This is a genomic window from Pseudomonas sp. IT-P2 (assembly GCF_949767575.1).
In the GTDB taxonomy this organism is placed as follows: domain Bacteria; phylum Pseudomonadota; class Gammaproteobacteria; order Pseudomonadales; family Pseudomonadaceae; genus Aquipseudomonas; species Aquipseudomonas pharyngis.
Map to the genome: position 1 here is coordinate 921,748 of NZ_CATKQA010000011.1, position 20,981 is coordinate 942,728.

Sequence of the window (20,981 nt, forward strand, 5' to 3'; positions counted from 1 at the left end):
AACAATTTTGAATAATTAGCCTAGAGCCGGGGCCAATTAAAAAAAAGCATAAATAGTTGATGGATACGAACTATGAAACAGCAGTAACTTTAAACTTTAAACTATATATGTAACGCACATCGTTTCAATAAAAATGCAGAGGGGGCAGTTGGCATTTGCCGCCGACGCCCCCACGGAGCATTACCAGAAACGCTGCTGGGTCAGACGACTCCACCAGCTCAGCAACACGCGATCCACCGAGCCGCTGGCCGCCATGCCGATCCGCTCCTGCAGGCTTTTGCGTTCAGCGTAGTGCAGGTGATAGACCTCGGACTGTTTGGCGCGCTCGGCCAGGTATTCGTCGCTGGTCTTGAGTTCGTCGACCAGTTGCTTGTCCAGTGCCGCGATGCCGAGCCAGACTTCACCGGTGGCGACCTCGTCGATCGCCAGCTGTGGGCGATAACGGGCAACGAAGTTCTTGAACAGCTGGTGAGTAATGTCCAGGTCTTCCTGGAATTTCTCCCGGCCCTTCTCGGTGTTTTCGCCGAACACGGTCAGGGTGCGTTTGTACTCGCCGGCGGTCAGTACTTCGAAATCGATGTCATGCTTTTTCAGCAGGCGGTTGACGTTGGGCAACTGCGCCACCACACCGATGGAGCCAAGAATGGCGAACGGCGCGCTGATGATCTTCTCGCCGATGCACGCCATCATGTAGCCGCCGCTGGCTGCGACCTTGTCGATGCACACAGTCAACGGCACGCCGGCTTCACGGACGCGCGCCAGTTGCGACGAAGCCAGACCGTAGCTGTGCACCATGCCGCCGCCGCTTTCCAGACGCAGGACCACTTCGTCCTTCGGCGTGGCCAGGGTCAGCAGCGCGGTGATTTCGTGGCGCAGGCTTTCGGTGGCCGAGGCCTTGATGTCGCCATCGAAGTCCAGCACGAACACCCGAGGTTTGGCCTCGGGTTTCTTCTTCTGTTTCTTCTCGGACTTGGCCTGGCCCTTGCGCAAGGCCTTGAGCTGATCCTTGTCGAGCAGGGTCTGCTCCAGACGCTCACGCAGGCCTTTATAGAAATCGTTGAGCTTGCTGACCTGCAACTGGCCCGCAGATTTGCGCCGGCCCTTGCTGCGCAACGCAGCAAAACTGGCCAGCACCACCAGAATGGCGATGACCAGCGTTACGGTCTTGGCCAGGAAACTGGCGTATTCAGTGAAAAACTCCACAGTGACTCCTTCAAACGATGCGCGATCTTGAAACACACGCGGGAATTGGCTCCAGCATACCCATGCACCGGCCCGTCGGCCAGCCGTGAAACCTCTGGCAACAAGGCTGGAACGGGCATTTCAAACAAGCGTATGTTTTTTCATTGACAGCTCACCGTCATCCCCATAACCTCGCCTCAACCTTCAACGTACCGGGACGACGCGGACGTGGGCAGCATCTACTTGATTCGACATGGCCAGGCCTCCTTCGGTGCAGACGACTATGACGTCCTGTCGCCGACCGGTGTACGCCAGGCAGAAATTCTCGGCCGCCACCTCGCCGAACTCGGAATCAGCTTCGACCGCTGCCTGTCGGGCGACCTGCGCCGCCAGCAACACACGGCCAACAGCGCGCTGGAACAGTTCGCCGCCGTCGGTTTGCCGGTTCCGGCTCTGGAAATCGATTCGGCCTTCAACGAATTCGATGCCGACGCCGTGATCCGCGCCCTGCTCCCGGCCATGCTGCCGCAAGAGCCCGAAGCACTGGAAATCCTGCGCAACGCCGCGCAAAACCGTGGCGAATTCCAGCGCATCTTCGCCCTGATCATCGAGCGCTGGCTCGCCGGCACCTACGACACACCTGGCCTGGAAAGCTGGCTGGGTTTCGTCGAACGGGTTCAGGCCGGTCTGCACCGAATACTCGAACAAGCCGACAACACCCAGAAAATTGCGGTGTTCACCTCAGGTGGAACAATCACCGCCCTGCTCCACCTCATCACTCAAATGCCTGCCCGGCAGGCCTTTGAACTGAACTGGCAAATCGTCAACACCTCGCTCAACCAGCTGAAGTTCCGCGGTCGCGAGGTGGCTCTGGCTTCCTTCAACAGTCATGCACACCTGCAACTGCTGAAGGCCCCGGAACTCATCACGTTTCGCTGAGTCCGGATTACTGTGACCCTGCTGCAATCAACCAAAAAGGATCGAACCATGACCTCCGTAGCTGATGCCGTAAAAGCAATGCAAGCCAAGTTCAACCCAGCCGCCGCTGCCGGTCTGGATCTGGTCTTCGGTTTCAACATCACTGACGAAGACAAGCAATACGCCCTGATCGTCAAAGACGGCACCTGCGACATCCAGGAAGGCGAAAACCCGGACGCCAACTGCACGCTGGTGCTGGACAGCGAAACCCTCAAAGGTATCGTCAGCGGCGAAACCGACGGCATGCAGGCTTTCATGGGCGGCAAGCTGCGCGTTGAAGGCGACATGATGCTGTCGATGAAACTGTCCGAGCTTTTCCCGGCGTAAACGTCCGGACGCAATTCGCGAATCCCGCCTCTGGCGGGATTCGTGCTTTCAGAGGCCGATGATCTCCAACCATCAACGTGTTGAACCCGGCGCTCTTTCCAGCTCTCGCTGAATATCTCGAAACGCAGTGGCCGCTTCACTTCCTTCAGCCAGATGCTCAGCCATCGACCCAGTCAGCATTTTTTTGTCGGTGACATCCCAGTCAATCGTGATGACAAACGTGTCGCCCCCAAGAGTCACAAACAACCAATAGGAATCCACCGGTCTGTCCGGTTGGGAGAACGCGCTGTAGGCATATCGAATCTGGCGACGAAGATCCGGTGTATCGAGAACCAGCCCCTCTGTATCCACCTTCGGATAACGCTCTTCCATCGCAACCAGCACTTTGGTCAGAAACTCGTCATTCGAAATGCCCCTCAACGGATCAGGACTGTTGCGCAGCATGGTGACAGGACTCTGTGCGGAAGGCGTACCCATAAAACGCGGTCGATACATTCCCGAGCTGAACCATCGTGTCGCGTCAAAGCGCGTTTCTTCAGGGCTCCAGTCGCCGTAATACATCATTACCCTGGCGGACATTTGATCTTCCTTGCTGTAATAAAAAAATACCGTAGTGATGAACACTGCCAGCAAGATGAGCAGAAGGCAGTTCTTTCTCGATAGACGCAGCATGCTCAAGCGGGTCTGTATTCAAGAAGGTGGGCCGGCACCCCGGTGGGGGTATCCCCGGAACGGACATCACGATGTGCACCCAACGCATCCAGCGGGTAACCCACGGTTTTCTCGTGAAAACTGCGGCTGTCCTCATGTGCTACCAACTTGCGCTCCTCATCAGTAACCGTTGAAAGGGGTTTTTGCGGGGCCTTTTCATCTGGAAGCTCAGCCGTCGGGTTCTTCGCTGTCTTACGGTGTTCTGCAAGCTTTCGTTGATACTCGATATTCTTGCGGGTGTAGCTTTCCATCGCCTCCCTGTCGGAGGCCATCCGCTGACGCGTGCCGGGCACCGATTGCCGCTCCGCGTTGGTGCCATAAGTCGTGTCGTAATTGCTGCGACGCGGAAACGCCATGACGGTTGTCCGGGTTGCATTAGCCATGATTTGCGCGAGGCTGAGTTCATAATGAGGGTCTTCGCCCTCGAGCACCCAACGCTCGGCGTTGATGCCCAGCCCGGTGCGACAGGCATAAGAGTGAATCTTTGCACCGTATGCAAACGCTTCCGGCTTGAACATTTTCGCCTGGGCATCACGTAATCGGTAACTTTCACGCTTATCCAGCTCGTATCCCAGCTCGATTGCACCCACTACGCCATGGGAGAAAAAATCGAGCTGTTTGATTTCTCTGCCGCGACGTTGCCGGGTAAAGATGAAATCCACCAGGCCGGATATTGAATCCAGTTCCCGGTATTGCGCGCCATGATCGCGCTCGACTACCAGTTTCAAGGCCGCCAGCAGGTTTTGCGGATAGTCATCCTTGAAAATCAGAAAGACGCGTTGTTTCGAAAAACTTGGCGTGCCTTCGGGGTACTTCGTCAGTTGTCGGATGCCTTGATTGATGAAGCGCATTTTATTGCCCTTCTGCCCGCGCCAGTTTTCTATCGTCGACATGTAGGAAGCCCCCACCACCGTCACATAATCCTGTGCCAGCGTGCCCGTGACCTGAGTCGTCGCATGCTGATCAGTGGTCTTGGCCTGTTTCTTCTTTGGTGCAGCCACGCGTCGCCCTCCTTAATAGTCGATGCCCAGGGCATCCAGATGGAGGGCCGCTTCCTTGCCCCACTGAACAACAATGGATGTCGGATCGGCTGTAAATACCCTCTCAGCATTGCCATGGTTGTCGGTATGGCCGACCATGCGCTGTCCATCGCCGGTTTCGATGCAATAGAGCATGTCGGGAATTGCTTCGCCGGTGGTTTCGTCCACCAGCTGGAAGCGTTCACTGTGTTTTGGCACGGTGACAATCGGGCTGAAAGGCGCGGAACCGACCTGCGTGCCGACAAAAACGTCGCCGGAGCCGGTAATGATCATTCCGCCATGGGCTGTGGCGCTGCCGAGGAAGGCGATTGGCTTGCCGTTGATCAGGATGTTGCCGATGCCCTCGGTGACGGAATCACCGCAGGCGGTGGTATCACCGACTCGCAGCACAGGCATGCCATTGATGTTCACATTGGGTGAACCGCTGGTGCTGGGGTTGGTACCGTGTCCAGTGATCGGGCAGGCATTGAGATCGCTGAGGCGCGCGGCAGGTTTTGCCATCATCTACATCCTTGTATGAGCGGAGGCCGCGAAATTTACCGGATCTGCCCTGTGGGTGAAAGGCTGGCCTCCTGCCTGCCCGTCTCTGCCGTGACCGGTGTCACAAACGATGCAGCCAGCAGTTCCCGCGTATACGGGTGTCGGGCCGAATGAAACAACCCGGCCGTTTCGCCGCGTTCCACCACCTCGCCATCCTTCATCACGATCAGATCGTGGGCCAGCGCCCGCACCACCGCCAGGTCATGACTGATGAACAGATAAGTCAGACCGTGCTCCTCCTGCAATCGGCGCAACAGCGCGACGATCTGTTTCTGCACCGTGCGATCCAGCGCCGACGTCGGCTCATCGAGCAGGATCAGATCCGGCTTGAGCACCAGCGCCCGAGCGATGGCGATACGTTGCCGTTGCCCGCCGGAAAACTCGTGGGGATAGCGATGACGCGTCGCCGGATCGAGCCCGACTTCCTTCAGTACATCGATCACAGCCTGCTCGCGCGCCTGCGCATTCAAGTCGCTGTGCACCTGCAGACCTTCGGCAATGATCTGCTCCACACACAAGCGCGGACTCAGGCTCCCGAACGGGTCCTGAAACACCACTTGCAGGCGTTTGCGCAGCGGACGCAATTGCTTGCCGCTCAGTTGTTCGAGCGCCTCGCCCTTGAAGCGGATGTTGCCGTCGGCGTCGATCAGACGCAGGATCGCCTGACCCAGCGTGGATTTACCCGAGCCCGACTCACCAACAATCCCCAGCGTCTTGCCCCGCTGCAGGTTCAAATCGATGCCGTTGACCGCGTGTAGATACGTCTTGGCCCGCAGCCATCCGCCACCCAGCGGAAAACGCACATTCAGATCACGAACCTCGAGCAGATCTTCCGCTGCATCACGGCAAAGCGCCGCGCCGCCGGGTTCGGCGTTGAGCAATTCGATGCTGTAGGGATGCTGCGGCGCGCGGAACAATTGCTCGCAAGTAGCCTGTTCGACGATTTCGCCCGCGCGCATCACCGCCACCCGCTGGGCGATGGTGCGCACCAGATTCAAGTCATGGCTGATGATCAGCAGCGCCATGCCCAGGCGCTGTTGCAGTTCCTTGAGCAGCAACAGAATCCTGCGCTGGACCGTGACGTCGAGGGCCGTGGTCGGCTCATCGGCGATCAGCAACTGCGGTTCGCACGCCAGCGCCATGGCGATCATCACCCGTTGCCGCTGCCCGCCGGAGAGCTGATGCGGATACGCTTTCAGCCGCTCGCGCGGTCGTTGAATGCCGACCAGTTCCAACAGCTCCAGAATCCGTTTGCGTGCCACCGCGCCCGTCAGGCCCTTGTGCAGCGCCAGGCTTTCGCCGAGCTGGCGCTCGATGCTGTGCAACGGGTTGAGCGAGCTCATTGGCTCCTGAAAAATCATTGCGATGCGGTTGCCGCGCAGTTGCCGCAGATAGCGCTCGTGCACACCCAGCAGCTCTTCGCCGCCATAGCGGATGCTCCCGTCGATCTGCGTGATGTTCGGGTCCAGCAGTTGCAGAATGCTGTGGGCCGTCACCGACTTGCCGGAGCCGGACTCGCCGACCAGGGCCAGGCATTCCCCCGGACAAATGTCGAGGTCGATGCCGTGCACCACTTCCTGCCCTTTGAAGGCCACCCGCAGGTCGCGTATTTCGATCAGATGTTCACGCATATCAAGTCCTGGGGTCGAAGGCATCACGGCAGGCTTCGCCGATGAAAACGAGTAAAGAAAGAATCAGCGCCAGGGCGAAGAACGCCGTCAGGCCCAACCACGGTGCTTGCAGATTGTTCTTGCCCTGACCGATCAGCTCACCCAGCGAAGCACTGCCGGCGGGCATGCCGAAGCCGAGAAAATCCAGCGCCGACAACGTGGCGATCGCCCCGGTCAGAATGAACGGCAGGTACGTCAAGGTCGCACTCATGGCGTTGGGCAGAATGTGCCGCACGATCACTTGCGCATCGCCGACACCCAGCGCCCGCGCCGCTTTCACGTACTCAAGTCCGCGGCTGCGCAGAAACTCGGCGCGCACCACGTCCACCAGACTCAGCCAGGAAAACAGCGCCATGATCCCCAGCAACCACCAGAAATTCGGCTCGACGAAGCCCGATAGAATGATCAGCAGGTAAAGCACCGGCAGCCCCGACCAGACCTCCAGCAAACGCTGACCGAGCAAATCGACCCAACCGCCGTAATAGCCCTGCAAGGCACCGGCGGCGATGCCGACCAAAGCGCTCACCGCTGTCAGCCCCAGAGCAAATAACAGCGACACCCGTGTGCCGAATATCACCCGCGCCAGCACATCCCGCGCCTGATCGTCGGTGCCCAGCCAGTTTTCAGCGGTGGGCGGGCTCGGGGCCGGTTCGCTGAGGTCGTAGTTGACCGTGTCGAAACCGAACGGGATCGGCGCAAACCACATCCGTCCGCCCTGCCCCTCGATCAGTTCACGCACCTGAGCGCTGCGGTAGTCGGGCTGGAACGGCAGCTCGCCGCCGAAATCCTGCTCGGTGTAGCGCTTGAACGCCGGGAAATACCACTCGCCCTGATACGTCACCAGCAACGGTTTGTCATTGGCGACCAGTTCGCCGCCCAGGCTCAGGCCGAACAGCGCGAGAAACAGCCACAACGACCACCAGCCGCGTCGATGGGCCTTGAACCGCGCCCAACGGCGCTGTCCGATGGGAGAAAGCGTCGGCATCAGGCAGTCCTCGCGGTGAAGTCGATGCGCGGATCGACCAGCGTGTAACACAGGTCGCCCAGCAGTTTTATCAAGAGCCCGAACAGGGTGAAGATGAACAGCGAACCGAACACCACCGGGTAATCCCGCGACACTGCGGCTTCGTAGCTCAGGCGGCCGAGACCGTCGAGGGAGAAGATCACTTCGATCAGCAACGAGCCGCCGAAAAACACCGTGACCAGTGCCTGAGGCAATCCGGCCACCACCAGCAGCATCGCGTTGCGAAACACATGCCCGTACAACACCTGTCGCTCGCTCAGGCCCTTGGCCCGAGCCGTGACCACGTACAGCCGTGAGATTTCATTGAGAAAGCTGTTCTTGGTCAGGATCGTCAGCGTCGCGAAACCGCCGATCACCAGCGCACTGACCGGCAACACCAGATGCCAGAAGTAATCGGCAACCTTGCCCCACAGCGACAGCTCGGCAAAGTTGTCCGAGACCAGCCCGCGCACCGGAAACCAGTCCAGCGCCGTCCCGCCGGCGAACACCACGATCAGCAGCAACGCAAACAGAAAACCGGGCATCGCATAGCCGATGATGATCGCCGCGCTGCTCCAGACATCGAACGCCGAGCCATTGTGCACCGCCTTGCGGATACCCAGCGGAATCGACACCAGATAAGTGATCAGCGTCGCCCACAATCCCAACGACAAGGTCACCGGCAGCTTCTGCCAGATCAGTTCGGTCACCGACGCCCCCCGGAAGAAACTCTTGCCGAAGTCCAGTTGCGCGTAGCTCTTGAGCATCAGCCACAAGCGCTCACCGGCACTTTTGTCGAAGCCGTACTGGCGCTCGATATCGGCCACCAGTTTCGGGTCCAGGCCACGGGTCGCGCGGGACTCGCCGCCAATGCTTTCGACATGACTGGCCCCCACCGCCGCACCGACACCAATCCCCTGCAATCGGGCGATGGCCTGCTCGACCGGGCCACCGGGCGCGGCCTGCACAATCACGAAGTTCACCAGCAGAATCGCCAGCAAGGTCGGCACGATCAGCAGCAGACGCCGCAGGCTATAACCCCACATGGGCGTACTCCTTGTGCTGTTGCTGCATCTGCGTCGAGGTCAGCGCGGTCGGGCTGATTTCCCACCAGGTGTCGAGTCCGGCGTCGTACAACGGCGCAATCGCCGGGCGACCGAAACGGTTCCACCACACCGTGGAAATCCCCGGCGGGTAGTAGTTGGGAATCCAGTAGTAGCCCCACTGCAACACCCGATCCAGAGCATGGGCGTGGCGCAGAAGGCTCTCGCGATTGTCGGCCTGCACCACACCTTCTAGCAGCGCATCCACCGCCGGATCGCGCAGCACCATGTAGTTGTTCGAGCCAGGATCGTCGGCACCCTCGGAGCCGAAGTAGTTGAACAGCTCGCGCCCCGGCGCCTGACTCACCGGGTAACCGACGACGATCATGTCGTAGTCGCGGCTGCGCACGCGGTTGGTGTATTGCGCGGTGTCAACCTGACGAATATCGAAGCCGATACCGATCTGCGCCAGATTGCGCTTGAAGGGAAGCAGCAAACGCTCGAAGCCCTTCTGGCCGTTGAGAAAGGTGAATTGCAACGGCTCGCCGGCGGCATTCACCAATTGATCGCCACGGGGTTTCCAGCCAGCGGCCTCCAGCAATTTCAGCGCCTGCAACTGTTGCGCGCGGATGTTGCCGCTGCCGTCGGTGCGCGGCGCCTCGAAAACCTGACTGAAGACTTCATCGGGAATCTTGCCGCGCCACGGTTCGAGGATTTTCAGTTCTTCGGCATCCGGCAGTTCGGTGGCCGACAACGCACTGTGGGAAAAGAAGCTGCGCTGACGCAGGTACATGCTGCGCATCATCTGCCGGTTGCTCCATTCGAAATCCCAGAGCATGGCGATCGCCTGCCGCACCCGACGATCCTGAAACATCGGTTTCTGCAGATTGAACACAAAGCCTTGGGTACCTTGCGCGGCGCCGGGTGCGAGGTGTTCGCGCAGCAACTTGCCCTGCTCCAGCGCCGCGCCGGCGTAACCGATGGTGTAACTGGTGGCGGAGAACTCGCGGTTGTAATCGAAGCCGCCGGCCTTCAGTACTTGTCGCGACACGTCGGTGTCGGCAAAAAACTCCACGCTCAACTGATCGAAGTTATAGAGCCCGCGAGTGATCGGCAGATCCCTGGCCCACCAGTCCTTGATCCGCTGGAATTTCACGCTGCGTCCGGCATCCACCGCGCTGACCTTGTACGGCCCGCTGCCCGGCGGAATCTCGAAGCCTGCGCCATCGGCGAAATTGCGTGTGCGCCACCAATGCTCGGGCAGCACCGGCAACGTCGCCAGATCCAGCGGCAATGTGCGGCTCTCGTTGTTCTTGAACACGAAACGCACCTGGGTCGGCGACTCGACCTGCACCTCGGCGACATCACGAAACTGCTGGCGATACTTAAGGCTGCCCTGGGTAGTGAACAGTTCGAAGGTGTAGCGCACGTCTTCAGCGGAGATCGGCGTGCCGTCCTCGAACCGCGCCTTGGGGTTCAAGTAAAAGCGCAGCCAGCGGCGGTCCACGTCCAACTCCATGCGTTGGGCCACCAGGCCGTAGACGCTGTAGGGCTCGTCCTTGCTGCGATAGGCCAGCGGCGCATAGAGCCAGCCGTCGATGTCGGCAACGCCGGTGCCTTTGTCGATGTAGGGAATCAGGTGATCGAACGGGCCGCTCTCCAGCGAAGAGCGGCGCAAGGTTCCACCCTTGGGCGCAGCGGGATTGGCGTAGGCCAGGTGCTGGAAGTCCGGGGCGTATTTCGGGGCTTCGCCGTAGACCGTGAGGGCGTGTTGGGGCGCTGCGAACAGCGCCGGGCTCAGCAACAGACCGACACTGAACAGAATGACTCTGGAAAACATGGGCAGATCCTTTCACCACGTGCCTGCCTGACTGTGATGTGCAACAGGCCGGGCCTTTTTATAGGGCGGGGTTTAGAACGATGTGTTACTAAAACCTGCCCCGACCGATCTTTCTCAGAACTTGTAATTGACCCGCGTGTACAGCGTGCGGCCAAACGGGTCGCCGTATTTCGGGTCGTAGCCGCTCTGGAACGTGTAGGTCTGGTTGCTGAACGGCGGCTCGCGGTCGAACAGGTTTTTCACCCCGAGCGTCACCGCCAGGGTCTTGCGCCAGGTGTAGGTGCCGGCCACGTCCCAGACGTTGTACGAACCGACGTAATCGTGAGTCTCGCGATCCGAGTCGTGGTAACCACTGGTGTAGCGGTTGGTCAGGCTTGCGCCGAGCGGGCCGTAGTTCCAGCTGCCGGTCAGGCTGTGACGCCAACGGGCCACGGCGCCGGCCGAGGCAAAGTCGCCGCCGCGAAAATCGCCGAGCTTGTCGATGTAGTCACCCTTGAGCTGCTGCTGATAGTCATAACGGGTCACGTAAGTGCCTTGCAGACCGATGCCGAAATCACCGTACGGCGTGCTCGGCAGGCGATAGTCGAAACTCACGTCGACGCCGTTGGTCTTGATCTTGCCGAGGTTGGCCAGCCCGGTGACGATGTGGTCGATGGAACCGTCGGGCTTGCGGATCAGGCGCTCCGGGTACAGCTCCGGATTCTCGAACACCGCCGATTCGGGGAACTCAGCGATCTGGTTGGCGATGTCGATCCACCAGAAATCCAGGCCGGTGGTCAGGCGATCGAACGGCTGGTAAACGAAACCGAGGGTGACGTTGCGCGCGGTCTCCGGGCTCAGGTCGGTGTTGCCGCCGGAGGTGCGATTGAACTGCTGGGCGCAGTCGCGGTTGGCAATGCCGCCGTTGCTCGGGTTGCCTCCAGCGCACAGGCGCGGGTCGTTGTAGTTGGCGTTGGTGAAGGAGGTAAACGTCGGGTTGTACAACTCGTACAGCGATGGCGCACGGAAACCTTCGCTGTAGGCGCCGCGCACCACCAGTTCCTTGAACGGCTGGAAGCGGAACGAGTATTTCGGGTTAGTGGTGCTGCCGAAGTCGCTGTACTTGTCGTGGCGCACGGCGGCGGACAGTTCCAGGCTGTCGAGCACCGGCACGTTGACCTCGGCGTACTGCGCCGAGACGCTGCGATCCCCTTGTACGCTGCCGTTGGGATCAACACCCAGGCTCTGCACGTCGCCGGCAAACGCAGCGAAATCCTGATGAAAATCTTCCTTGCGATACTCGCCGCCCAGCGCCAGTGCCGAAGGCCCTGCACCGAACCAGTCGCCGATCTCGCGGCTGACACGCCCGTCAATCGCCTTGACCCGGCCCACTGCGGTCGCGTAATCGCCTTCTACCTCGTTGGCTGCCAGTAGTACCGAACCGGCGGCGGTCTGCGGGCCGAACGGGTTGATCACACCGTTGGCGATGCCCTGGCTGACGGCGCGGTCGTTCACATAACCGCTGCGAATCGTGTTGACCACCTTGTTCTGGTTGTACGACGCGCCGAGGTTGTAATCCCACCCGACCAGGGTGCCGTCGAAGCTCAACAGCAGGCGCTGACCGGTGTTGTCGTCCTCATGCTGACGGGCACCGACGGCGGTTTCACGCCAGTTCACGTCCACCGGCTGCGTCGGGTCGAGGGCAAAACCGCTCGGTCCGGGCGTAATGCCGTTCCCCGGATAGAACGCCGTGCCAGGGTTGACCTGATTGCCCATCAAAGTGCCGGGCCCGATTTGGGTACGGTTTTCGTTGCGCGCCCAAAAGTATTCGAGGCTGACGTTGTGATCGTCCGACAGCTTGCCGGTGGCCTTGGCGAAGGCCGAGGTCTTCTCGGTTTCCGGCACCAGATCAAGGTAGTTCCACAGGCTCTGGCGGCAGATGCCGTTGCGTGACAACAGCCCCGGCGCATTGCAACCGGAACCGGCCAGCGGGTTGGTGGCATTGCTGCCCTGGCTCCAGTTGGCGGGCGATGCCGTGCCGGAGGTGTAATCCAGACCGCGCCCTGGCTGGTAGTTATAGGTGTAGCCACGATTATCGGCGGCCAGGCGATTCTGCTTGTCGTAACTCACCACGCCGAAAACGTTGAAGCGATCGTCCTGTAAATCGCCAAAACCCCAACTGCCGCTGAAATTGCGACTTTCGCCGCCGCCAGAATGGGTCGGTGTGTCGTAGTTCGTGCTGATCTGACCTTCGGTGAGGCTGGTCTTGGTGATGAAGTTGATCACCCCGCCGATGGCATCGGTGCCGTACAGCGCCGAAGCACCGTCGCGCAGCACTTCCACCCGGTCGATGGCGGCGAACGGGATAGTGTTGAGGTCGACGCCAGAGCCATTGATCGCATTGGTCGCGTTGTTGCTCAGACGCCGACCGTTGAGCAGCACCAGGGTTTTGTTCGGGCCAATGCCCCGCAGGTCGGCATAGGACGCCCCGCCGCTGCTCGACCCCACCGAGCGCCCGGAGCCCACCGAAGACTGGTTGGCCGAGATGCGGTTGACCAGCTCTTCAGTGGTGGTCACGCCCTGCTTCTGCAACTCCTCGACCCGCAGGATGGTGACCGGTACGGCGGTTTCGGCATCGACCCGACGGATCGCGGTGCCTGTGACTTCGACCCGTTGCAGTTGGGTGGTCGGTTCGTTTGCCGTGCTGTCGGCAGCGACGGCCGGCAACGTGTTGATCGCCAGCAGCAAGGCCAGGCTCAAAGGGGATTTAACGGGTGAAAAATGGATCATGAACAGCCATCCCTGCGTTTTGGTTTATGCAGGGATGTGCGATGGCAGACAGGGTTTTATAGGGCGCGATTTAGACCGTTGGGTGCTGAGGTTATGCAAAAAAAGGCGCGTGATTTTTCATACCAGTTCTGCGTCCTTGAGCAATCGCGTATCCAGCCCGAATCGCTCTTGCGAGACCATCCTGAATTGCCCCTCCGCCAAATCGCAGCTCACCAGCAAATTCCACGAGTGCCGGGTGGCTGCCGATGGAATCAGTACAAACGGGTGCTCGGCGAGCAACGCGTCGGCAAAATCCTGCTGGTTGGGCGAGGCCTGTGCGGGACTCATCCAGTAGGGGTTGGGCAGCTCCTCGGGTTGCACGATTTTCACAAGCGCCTCGCTGACCACCTCAAAGCACGTCAGCACATAGGGACTTCTATCAAGTGCGTTGAAACTCCCGTGAGCGGCCACCTCCAGAATGGCTGTAGATGGATCGATCGAAGCATAAACGACACGGCGGCCGGGCCGGTTCCATCGACCGCCCTGCAGTTCTGAACCGATGCCGCTGTCCCATGTGCACCGATAAACCTCAGGGTCCAAACGCCACGCATACCAGCGGTCGTCCCAAGGCAGCGGGTTCATTGATAAACCCCGTATTTAATCCGGTGCAGATAAGCAATGACCGATTGATACCCCAGTGAGCTTTCAATCAATGCAACGGGTCTGTAACCGTTTAACCATTTGGTCGCCTTGCTCATCCACTCCTCGGCGCTCGGCTGATCGTGGAACACCTCGATAGCGGACTCAAGAGCGTGCGCATACTGAAAAGCGATCATGCTCTGCTGTCGGCTCATTCGCGTCGGCTCGCCACTACTCAGCAAGCGCCGCACGGTTCTGACCGACTTTCCGGTGATGAGCTGCACAAGCTCGCTTTCCCGATAGAGCTCGGATGTTGAAATCATGTTCACAACGTCCCGCAGATCAAAACCTTCCCGCGCGTAACCAACAATGTGCATGGTGTCTCTGTCCCATATCCGGCCGTTCAGCAACACCTCAACAGGCTTCCCCTCGACCTTCTTCAGCCCCGTAAACCGGGGTGCTTTCGCTTGGGGCATCGGAACACCCTCCATAGGGCATCTGGCATGATCGTGGCGCCAGGAATCACGAGGGGAATAAGTAGAGTTTTCGTGCTCGAGATGTGGGATTCGCATAATCCATCCAATGTCAGGGGCCCGAGTCTCCAGGCCGGTCAGTGACTTCATGTCACGACCGATGCTATAGGCCCTGCTTCCGACGGCCAACCTTAAAAAGTCGTCGGAAATATCCCCGTTTTCGCCCAAAGTCCGGCAACTTCCGTAGGACGCTACCGGGCATTATTCCGCCTTCAACTCCCGAAGTGATAACTCACATCCAGCCACCACTGGCGCCCGTACGGGTCGTAGTTGCCGGTCGGGTAATACGGCCATCCCGCCGAGTCGTCATGCTTGACCTGATTGAGCACATTGTTCACGGTCAGCCCGACACTCGCCCGGTCGTTGAGCTTGTACCGTGCACTGGCGTTGAACACCGTCCACGGCGACAGACGCCCGTCGCCCGCGCCGTTGGTGACCGAGCCGTAACGAATCCCCATCAGCGTCGCCGTAGCTTTCTGGTAATCCCAGGTCAGGCTGGCGTTGACCTTGCTGCGCCAGTCGTAGTTGGTGCGCGAGGTGCGCCAGTCCTGGGTCGGGGCTTCGTCCGATTCCTTGTAGTAGTGCGAGAGCACCAGGGTGTAACCCAGCGCCGAACTGAACGCGCCGTACTGCCCGGCGCCCCAGCGGATGTTGCTCTTGAAGTCCAGGCCGCTGACCCGCTCGCTGGCGGCGTTGATCGCGTTCACCCGCACCCGCTGCAACTGATTGGGATCGACGGCGGCGTTGCCGGGATTGCGATCGACGCGCGCCAGGGTCGACTGGCAGTTGGCCGAGTTGATGTCCTGGGTGCCATTGCGGCATTCGTTCTCTTGCTGCAGCAGGCGGTTTTCGTCGACGGTGGTCAGCAGGTCATCGATCTCCACCCGCCAGAAATCGGTGGAGAAATCGAAATTGCGCGACGGCGACCAGACGAAACCGTAGGTCCAGGATTTGCCGCGTTCGGATTCCAGATTCGCCGTGCCGCTCTGGGTGTAATCGACCCGCCCGCGATCACAGGCGCCCTCCACGCCCTGGCTGCAACCGTAATAGTCGATCTGCGCCGGGTAGTAACCGTTGCTGTCAGACTGATAGATGTAGTTCAGGTCCGGGGCGCGGAAACTGGTGCCGTAGCTGCCGCGCACCAAAAGGCTGTTCACCGGCCGCCATTCCAGGCCGAGGTTGTAGGTTTTCTGTTGTTCGGTGCGGCCGCTGAATTTGTATTGGTCCCAGCGCCCTGCGGCTGTCGCCAGCACCGTGTCGGTGACCGGAATGCTGAACTCGCCGCCGGCCGCGTAACGCTTGCGCGAGCCGCCGGAGCTTTGCGCCGGGGTCACGCCGTAGAAACTGCCGTCATTAAGGCTGTCATCCGGATCGATGCGATATTCCTGCTTGCCCGCCTCGAGCACGCCGGCAAATCCCACCGGACCGGCGGGCAGGTCAAACAACTCGCCGTTGACCGACGCGTTGTAACTGGTGGAAACCGACTTGCTGCTCTGCGTCAGGTTGCCGCGAAACTGCTCCCACTCCTGGGTTGTCAGTGGCCGGTCGAGGCGCGAGGCATCCGGCGCGAACACCGGGTAACCGTCACGGGTGCCCAGCTGCGGGCCGAGGTAGAAATCCTGGATCGACGACAGCGGCGTGTAACGGGTGGTGCGCACGCTTTTGTACTCGGACCGGTTGGCCGCCAGTTCATAGTTCCACCCGGTGTCGGCGATCTTGTCCGAGAGGCCCAGGGTGCCGGTCCAGGAGGTGTCGCGCCACTTGCTGTTGTTGCTGGTGCGCCCACCGATTTCCTCTTCGCCGAAGCGTCGATACCAACGCTCCAGATTGCCGCTGTTCTGGTTGATGAAATCCGGCGAGGTGAAGCTCGGGCCGCGTGTGTTGTTCTGGATGTGATCGAGGCCGTACATCAGATCGGCGAAAACCTGCCCGCTGTCGCTGAAATGCCAGGTGCCACGGGTGTAGCCGTCGTAGTTTTCCTTCTGGGTTTGCACCGTCCAGTAATCGTTGTAAATCTGGTCGGTGCGGCAGCGCCCGCCGCTGTTGAACAGCTTGTTGTCGAACGTGCCCTGATACGCGCCACAGCCGGGTCCCAGATAGCGGTTGTTGGTCAGGTCGCGACGGTAGCCGACATCCGCCAGCGGCCCGCTCTGCATGAAGCCGCGATCATCGGCCCAGATCGGATCGCGATTGGTCAGTTCGAGCCCGAATAGCCCGTCGAAGTCGCCCCAGCTGCCGCCGCCGCTGATCTGCAAGCGCTGGTTGTCACCGCCGCCGCGCTCGCTGGTGCCGCCCTTGAGATTGACGTCGACGCCATTCATTTTGTCTTTGAGGATGATGTTTACCACCCCGGCAATCGCGTCCGAACCATAGATCGCCGAAGCGCCGCTGCTGAGCACTTCGATGCGCTCGATGATCGCCGACGGAATGTTCGCCAGGTTGGTGAAGTTGACCTTGCCGTCGTACGGCGTCGGGTAATCGGCGACCCGCCGGCCGTTGATCAGCACCAGCGTGTGGTTGGGACCGAGGCCGCGCAGGTTGAGGGCGCTGGCCGCCGGTTGCCAGGTGTTGCCGTAGTCTTCGCCCTGGGTCATGCCGGTGTTTTGCGTCTGCGTGGCGAGGGCGTCGTAGACGTTCTTGTAGCCGCGCGCTTCCATTTCTTCGTGGGTGATGACGTTGACCGGCGTCGCTCCATCGCTCTGCGCGCGGGCGATCCGCGAGCCGGTGACGGTGACTTTTTCCATGCGGTAATCGGCGCTGCTGGCGGGTGCCACGGCAGTGGCCTTGACCGGCGCGGCACTCGGCGTATCGGCCGGGCGAATGCTCAGGCCCTGCGCCCCCTGTTCGACTTGCAGACCACTGCCGAGCAAAGCCTTCTCCACCGCCTGGCGGCCACCCAATGCGCCGCGCACCGCACTGCTGCGCTTGCCCTGAACCAGATTCTGACTGAAGGAAATCGGCACGCCGGTCTGGCGCGAGATGTCCAGCAGCACCTCGTCGAGGGCCCCGGCGGCAATGTCGAAGGTAAAGACTTGAGTGGCGGCGTCTTGCGCCAGAACGGCGGCCGGGACCATACCCGTCGCCAGCACGATGGCCAGTGTCAGGCGGGACAATTGTTGTTGTTTGAATGAAAACATGAGGGGCTTCCCTGTTGAAGGCGTCTGCAGGGAATGAGCAGCGGGCCGGCGCTTTTTATAGGGGGACGGATAGACCGGGAAGTTATGGATTTATAACCGTGCTTCAATGCTCACCCAGTACGGGTTGTGCCAGGTGACACGGATCGGCAGCGAACGCTCCAGCAGTTGCAGGGTGCGGTCGCTGTCGTCCAGCGGATAGAGACCGCTGAGGCGCAAACCGGCGACCTCCGGGCTCAAGTGCAGGATGCCGCGACGGTAGCTGCGCAGGCTGTCGATGACTTCGCTCAAGGGGCGATCGCGCACTTCAAGCCGCCCTTGCACCCAGGCACTTTCCTGCCCTTTGCTGGGTTCCAGGGCGAGGATCTCCTGAGCGTTGAACAGCAGACTTTCACCCGCCTCCACCACCTGCCGCGCGCCGCTGGCGGTGACCGCTTCGACCTGTGAATGCAGCATCACCAGCCGCGTTGAATCCTCACCGCGCTGCACCAGGAATTTGGTCCCGAGCGCGCGCATCCGCCCATGCTCGGTTTCGACCACAAACGGCCGGGACAGATTTTTTGCGACATCGATCAGCAGCTCACCGCTGCGCAAGTCCAGCAGGCGCTCGAGATTGTTGAAGCGCGGCACCACGCGGCTGCGGGCATTCAACGTAAGGGCGCTGCCATCCTCCAGCGTGAATTCCCGACGCTCGCCGGTACCGGTCGACAACTCGCCGGCCTCCGGCAGCCAGTCATAGTGTCGCCCGAGCAGACCCGCCAGCACCGCGATCCCGAGCACACTCAAACTGCCGCTGAGGAATCGACGCCGACTGGACGGCGCATTCAGGCTGTGCAGGACACTTTCACGCGGCAAGCCGCGCAGGTTTGCATGGCGCAGCAGGCTCAACCCGCCACCCATTTGCTCGATGATTTGCTGATGCCGTGGATCCGCCGTGCGCCAGGCGTCGAAGGCCGCGCGCTCCTGCAAGCTGACGTGCCCAGATTGCAGCAGCGCCATCCATTGCGCCGCTTCGTCGATCAGCATGTCGTCCGGCCTCATGCCTGCATCGCCTGATAGCAACGTTTGAACGCCTCGACCATGTATTGCTGCACACGGCTGGTGGACACACCGAGGCGCTCGCCGATTTCGCTGTAGGTCAGGCCATCGACTTGGTGATAGAGAAACGCAGCCTTGGCCTTGGCCGACAGGCCGTTGAGCAAGCGATCCACCGCCAGCAGCGTTTCGATCACCAATTCCCGTTCCTCGGGCGACGGGTGCACCGGTTCCGGCGCCAAGGCAAGGCTTTGCAGATAAGCGCGCTCCAGATCCTGCCGGCGCCAGCCTTCATAGACCAGCCGCCGCGCAATCGTGGTCAACAGCGCGCGGGGTTCGCGAATCGCCAGCGGATCGGGCAGTGCCAAAACCCGAAGAAAAGTTTCCGAAGCGATGTCCTGTGCGCTGTGCGGGCAGCCGAGGGTACGGCTGACCGCTGCGCACAACCATCGGTAGTCCTTTTGGAACATTTGCCCGATGACCTGGTAATGCGGGTTGTGACTCCCCATGCCTTACTCCCTGAAAACGGGCTCCACCCGCTGCGAAAATCCATGGATACGCCGGGATCTTCCGGCGGTGATCAGGGGTGCGACTGTGCAATAGCGCCCGATACATTTGAAGTAATAAAAAATCAGGATCAGCAAACCTTTGAGAATAAGGCACGTCGTCGCCGCAGCAACATTGGCTGACACAACGTTGATCTCGATCAGTGGCGCCCCCCACGCCAGTCTCTAACCTTGCGCCTCCATCGATAGCCACGGACGGCTCACCGGGAGCCTGCGGCTGACCTTTCAAGGACGAGAAATCATGCGATCACTCAACATCATTCTTCTGTCGTCGGCGTTCAACGGCCTGACCCAGCGTGCCTGGCTGGAACTGCGTCAGGCCGGGCACTCACCCAGCGTGGTGCTGTTCACCGACGAAACCGCCGTGTGCGAGCAGATCGAAAACAGCGGCGCCAACCTGGTGATCTGCCCGTTTCTCAAGGATCGCGTTCCCCATGCGCTGTGGAGCAATCCGCAGCGTCCGGTGGTGATCATCCACCCGGGCATCGTCGGCGATCGCGGCGCCAGCGCACTGGATTGGGCGATCATGCGCGAGCTGCCGTCCTGGGGCGTAACCGCCCTGCAAGCGGTGGAAGAAATGGACGCCGGACCGGTCTGGGCCACCTGCGAATTCAACCTGCCGACAGGCTTGCGCAAATCCGAGCTGTACAACGGGCGAGTCAGCGACGCGGCGATCCGTTGCATCCGCGAAGTGGTGGAGAAATTCATCGACGGCTTCGAGCCGGTAGCGCTGGATTACAACGATCCGAAAGTACGCGGGCGTTTGCAGCCGAACATGAAACAGGACGACCGCACCTTCAGCTGGCACGACTGCTCGCGCTTCATCAAGCGCTGCATCGACGCGGCGGACGGCCAGCCCGGCGTACTTGCCAGCCTCGCTGGCGGGCAGTATTACGTGTACGACGCGCACCTCGATCAGCGCACCGGCATGCCCGGCGAGATTCTCGCGGTACACGACGACGCGGTACTGGTGGCGACCGGTGATCACAGCCTGTGGATCGGCTCGTTGCGACGCAAACCGCAACCGGGCGAGGAAACCTTCAAGCGTCCGGCGCGGCATGTGCTGGCCGGTCAGTTGTCTGGCGTGCCGGTGCTGGACTGGTCGATTGCCAACTCGCCGTTCACTGACGAGATGTATCAGCCGATTCGTTATCGCGAGTCCGGTCAGGTCGGCGAGCTGACGCTGGAGTTCTACAACGGCGCCATGAGCACCGAGCAATGCCGGCGTATGGTCGAGGCCCTGCGCTGGGCCAAATCCCGCGCCACTCAGGTGCTGTTGATCAAGGGTGGACGCGGCAGTTTTTCCAATGGCGTGCATCTGAACGTGATCCAGGCCGCCGAGGATCCGGGCGCCGAAGCCTGGGCCAATATCCAGGCCATCGATGATGTGTGCGAAGAATTGCTCAGCGCACGGCAACTGGTGGTCAGCGGGGTCACCGGCAATGCCGGTGCCGGCGGTGTGATGCTCGCCCTGGCGGCTGACATCGTGTTCGCCCGCGCCGATATCGTGCTCAATCCGCACTATAAGAGCATGGGCCTGTATGGCTCGGAATACTGGACCTACAGCCTGCCCCGCGCCGTCGGCCCGGCCATGGCCGAACAACTGACCCAGGCCTGTCTGCCGGTCAGCGCTGCGCAGGCGCTGCAACTGGGCATGGTTCAGGAAATCGGCCCGCGCTGCCCGGACGAGTTCTCGCTGTGGCTGCTGCAACGGGCCAACAGTGTGCTGAGCGATCCGACTTATGCGCCGGTGCGCGAACGCAAGCTGCGGGTCGATCATGTGTTGATTCGTCAGCGCCGCGAGGCGGAGCTGCGGGAGATGCAGGAAGACATGCTGTACAACCGCAATCAGTTTGCCGAGAAGTGCCGCAACTTCGTCTACAAGCGCAAGACTTGCTGCACGCCGGCGCGGTTGGTGGAAGATTGGGCGCGGGTGCGTGAAGTCGAAGTGGCTGACTGAACAATGACGCGGTCCCGGGGCTGCCCGTACAA

General features: G+C 60.7%; 17 protein-coding genes. 3 read left to right on the plus strand and 14 right to left on the minus strand.

The features are described from left to right. Positions 1–180: 180 nt before the first annotated feature. A complete protein-coding gene (gene sohB / locus ACM6JM_RS10855) occupies positions 181–1,203 on the minus strand; it encodes a protease SohB (protein ID WP_074690330.1) in 1,023 nt (340 codons plus the stop codon). Between the two features lie 207 nt (positions 1,204–1,410). On the opposite strand from sohB, the gene ACM6JM_RS10860 reads away from it, so the two are divergent. Together ACM6JM_RS10860 and ACM6JM_RS10865 are read left to right on the plus strand one after the other, a co-directional pair. Continuing rightward, a complete protein-coding gene (locus tag ACM6JM_RS10860; protein ID WP_085668223.1) occupies positions 1,411–2,121 on the plus strand; it encodes a histidine phosphatase family protein in 711 nt (236 codons plus the stop codon). Positions 2,122–2,169: 48 nt separating this feature from the next. Continuing rightward, positions 2,170–2,487, plus strand: a complete 318-nt coding sequence (locus tag ACM6JM_RS10865; protein ID WP_007959502.1) for an SCP2 sterol-binding domain-containing protein — start codon at positions 2,170–2,172, stop codon at positions 2,485–2,487. A 72-nt stretch (positions 2,488–2,559) separates the two neighbouring features. Here the strand turns inward: ACM6JM_RS10865 and ACM6JM_RS10870 are convergent, their stop codons facing one another. The 13 genes from ACM6JM_RS10870 to ACM6JM_RS10930 all read right to left on the minus strand — a co-directional run bounded on the left by ACM6JM_RS10870 (position 2,560) and on the right by ACM6JM_RS10930 (position 18,932). Further along, the gene (locus ACM6JM_RS10870; RefSeq protein WP_039768838.1) at positions 2,560–3,159 is read right to left on the minus strand and encodes a hypothetical protein; all 600 of its coding nucleotides are present in this window, start codon (positions 3,157–3,159) and stop codon (positions 2,560–2,562) included. 2 nt (positions 3,160–3,161) lie between these two features. Beyond that, complete coding sequence (locus tag ACM6JM_RS10875) at positions 3,162–4,199, minus strand: hypothetical protein (protein WP_039768839.1); 1,038 nt, start codon at positions 4,197–4,199, stop codon at positions 3,162–3,164. Between the two features lie 12 nt (positions 4,200–4,211). After that, complete coding sequence (locus ACM6JM_RS10880; RefSeq protein WP_085668224.1) at positions 4,212–4,739, minus strand: PAAR domain-containing protein; 528 nt, start codon at positions 4,737–4,739, stop codon at positions 4,212–4,214. A gap of 35 nt (positions 4,740–4,774) precedes the next feature. Then, positions 4,775–6,409, minus strand: a complete 1,635-nt coding sequence (locus ACM6JM_RS10885; RefSeq protein WP_414881842.1) for an ABC transporter ATP-binding protein — start codon at positions 6,407–6,409, stop codon at positions 4,775–4,777. Position 6,410: 1 nt separating this feature from the next. Next, positions 6,411–7,433: an ABC transporter permease gene (locus ACM6JM_RS10890; RefSeq protein WP_414881843.1), complete on the minus strand. Its 1,023-nt coding sequence runs from the start codon at positions 7,431–7,433 to the stop codon at positions 6,411–6,413. Continuing rightward, positions 7,433–8,497, minus strand: coding sequence for a microcin C ABC transporter permease YejB (locus ACM6JM_RS10895; protein WP_414881844.1), 1,065 nt, complete (start codon positions 8,495–8,497; stop codon positions 7,433–7,435). Before ACM6JM_RS10895 ends, ACM6JM_RS10890 begins: the two co-directional genes overlap by 1 nt. Further along, complete coding sequence (locus ACM6JM_RS10900; RefSeq protein WP_414881845.1) at positions 8,484–10,334, minus strand: extracellular solute-binding protein; 1,851 nt, start codon at positions 10,332–10,334, stop codon at positions 8,484–8,486. The genes ACM6JM_RS10895 and ACM6JM_RS10900 overlap by 14 nt, the downstream gene beginning before the upstream one ends. Positions 10,335–10,448: 114 nt before the next feature. Next, positions 10,449–13,103, minus strand: a complete 2,655-nt coding sequence (locus ACM6JM_RS10905) for a TonB-dependent receptor (protein ID WP_414881846.1) — start codon at positions 13,101–13,103, stop codon at positions 10,449–10,451. A 117-nt stretch (positions 13,104–13,220) separates the two neighbouring features. Further along, positions 13,221–13,724: an RES family NAD+ phosphorylase gene (locus ACM6JM_RS10910; protein WP_039768845.1), complete on the minus strand. Its 504-nt coding sequence runs from the start codon at positions 13,722–13,724 to the stop codon at positions 13,221–13,223. Beyond that, positions 13,721–14,197, minus strand: a complete 477-nt coding sequence (locus ACM6JM_RS10915) for an antitoxin Xre/MbcA/ParS toxin-binding domain-containing protein (protein WP_170844922.1) — start codon at positions 14,195–14,197, stop codon at positions 13,721–13,723. Before ACM6JM_RS10915 ends, ACM6JM_RS10910 begins: the two co-directional genes overlap by 4 nt. Before the next feature lie 269 nt (positions 14,198–14,466). After that, the gene (locus tag ACM6JM_RS10920; protein WP_414881847.1) at positions 14,467–17,391 is read right to left on the minus strand and encodes a TonB-dependent receptor domain-containing protein; all 2,925 of its coding nucleotides are present in this window, start codon (positions 17,389–17,391) and stop codon (positions 14,467–14,469) included. Between the two features lie 90 nt (positions 17,392–17,481). Next, the gene (locus ACM6JM_RS10925; RefSeq protein WP_134333657.1) at positions 17,482–18,429 is read right to left on the minus strand and encodes a FecR domain-containing protein; all 948 of its coding nucleotides are present in this window, start codon (positions 18,427–18,429) and stop codon (positions 17,482–17,484) included. Further along, positions 18,426–18,932, minus strand: coding sequence for a sigma-70 family RNA polymerase sigma factor (locus tag ACM6JM_RS10930; RefSeq protein WP_103386656.1), 507 nt, complete (start codon positions 18,930–18,932; stop codon positions 18,426–18,428). The genes ACM6JM_RS10925 and ACM6JM_RS10930 overlap by 4 nt, the downstream gene beginning before the upstream one ends. A 298-nt stretch (positions 18,933–19,230) precedes the next feature. On the opposite strand from ACM6JM_RS10930, the gene ACM6JM_RS10935 reads away from it, so the two are divergent. After that, on the plus strand, positions 19,231–20,949 hold the full coding sequence (locus tag ACM6JM_RS10935) for a hydrogenase maturation protein (protein ID WP_414881848.1): 1,719 nt from the start codon (positions 19,231–19,233) through the stop codon (positions 20,947–20,949). Positions 20,950–20,981 lie beyond the last annotated feature (32 nt).

Coding starts and splice junctions, on each gene's coding strand:
- ACM6JM_RS10905 (WP_414881846.1), bottom strand. CDS start 13,103: ATGATCCATTTTTCACCCGTTAAATCCCCTTTGAGCCTGGCCTTGCTG.
- ACM6JM_RS10935 (WP_414881848.1), top strand. CDS start 19,231: ATGCGATCACTCAACATCATTCTTCTGTCGTCGGCGTTCAACGGCCTG.
- ACM6JM_RS10910 (WP_039768845.1), bottom strand. CDS start 13,724: ATGAACCCGCTGCCTTGGGACGACCGCTGGTATGCGTGGCGTTTGGAC.
- ACM6JM_RS10930 (WP_103386656.1), bottom strand. CDS start 18,932: ATGGGGAGTCACAACCCGCATTACCAGGTCATCGGGCAAATGTTCCAA.
- ACM6JM_RS10920 (WP_414881847.1), bottom strand. CDS start 17,391: ATGTTTTCATTCAAACAACAACAATTGTCCCGCCTGACACTGGCCATC.
- ACM6JM_RS10915 (WP_170844922.1), bottom strand. CDS start 14,197: ATGCCCCAAGCGAAAGCACCCCGGTTTACGGGGCTGAAGAAGGTCGAG.
- ACM6JM_RS10885 (WP_414881842.1), bottom strand. CDS start 6,409: ATGCGTGAACATCTGATCGAAATACGCGACCTGCGGGTGGCCTTCAAA.
- ACM6JM_RS10865 (WP_007959502.1), top strand. CDS start 2,170: ATGACCTCCGTAGCTGATGCCGTAAAAGCAATGCAAGCCAAGTTCAAC.
- ACM6JM_RS10880 (WP_085668224.1), bottom strand. CDS start 4,739: ATGGCAAAACCTGCCGCGCGCCTCAGCGATCTCAATGCCTGCCCGATC.
- ACM6JM_RS10870 (WP_039768838.1), bottom strand. CDS start 3,159: ATGCTGCGTCTATCGAGAAAGAACTGCCTTCTGCTCATCTTGCTGGCA.
- ACM6JM_RS10895 (WP_414881844.1), bottom strand. CDS start 8,497: ATGTGGGGTTATAGCCTGCGGCGTCTGCTGCTGATCGTGCCGACCTTG.
- ACM6JM_RS10890 (WP_414881843.1), bottom strand. CDS start 7,433: ATGCCGACGCTTTCTCCCATCGGACAGCGCCGTTGGGCGCGGTTCAAG.
- ACM6JM_RS10925 (WP_134333657.1), bottom strand. CDS start 18,429: ATGAGGCCGGACGACATGCTGATCGACGAAGCGGCGCAATGGATGGCG.
- ACM6JM_RS10900 (WP_414881845.1), bottom strand. CDS start 10,334: ATGTTTTCCAGAGTCATTCTGTTCAGTGTCGGTCTGTTGCTGAGCCCG.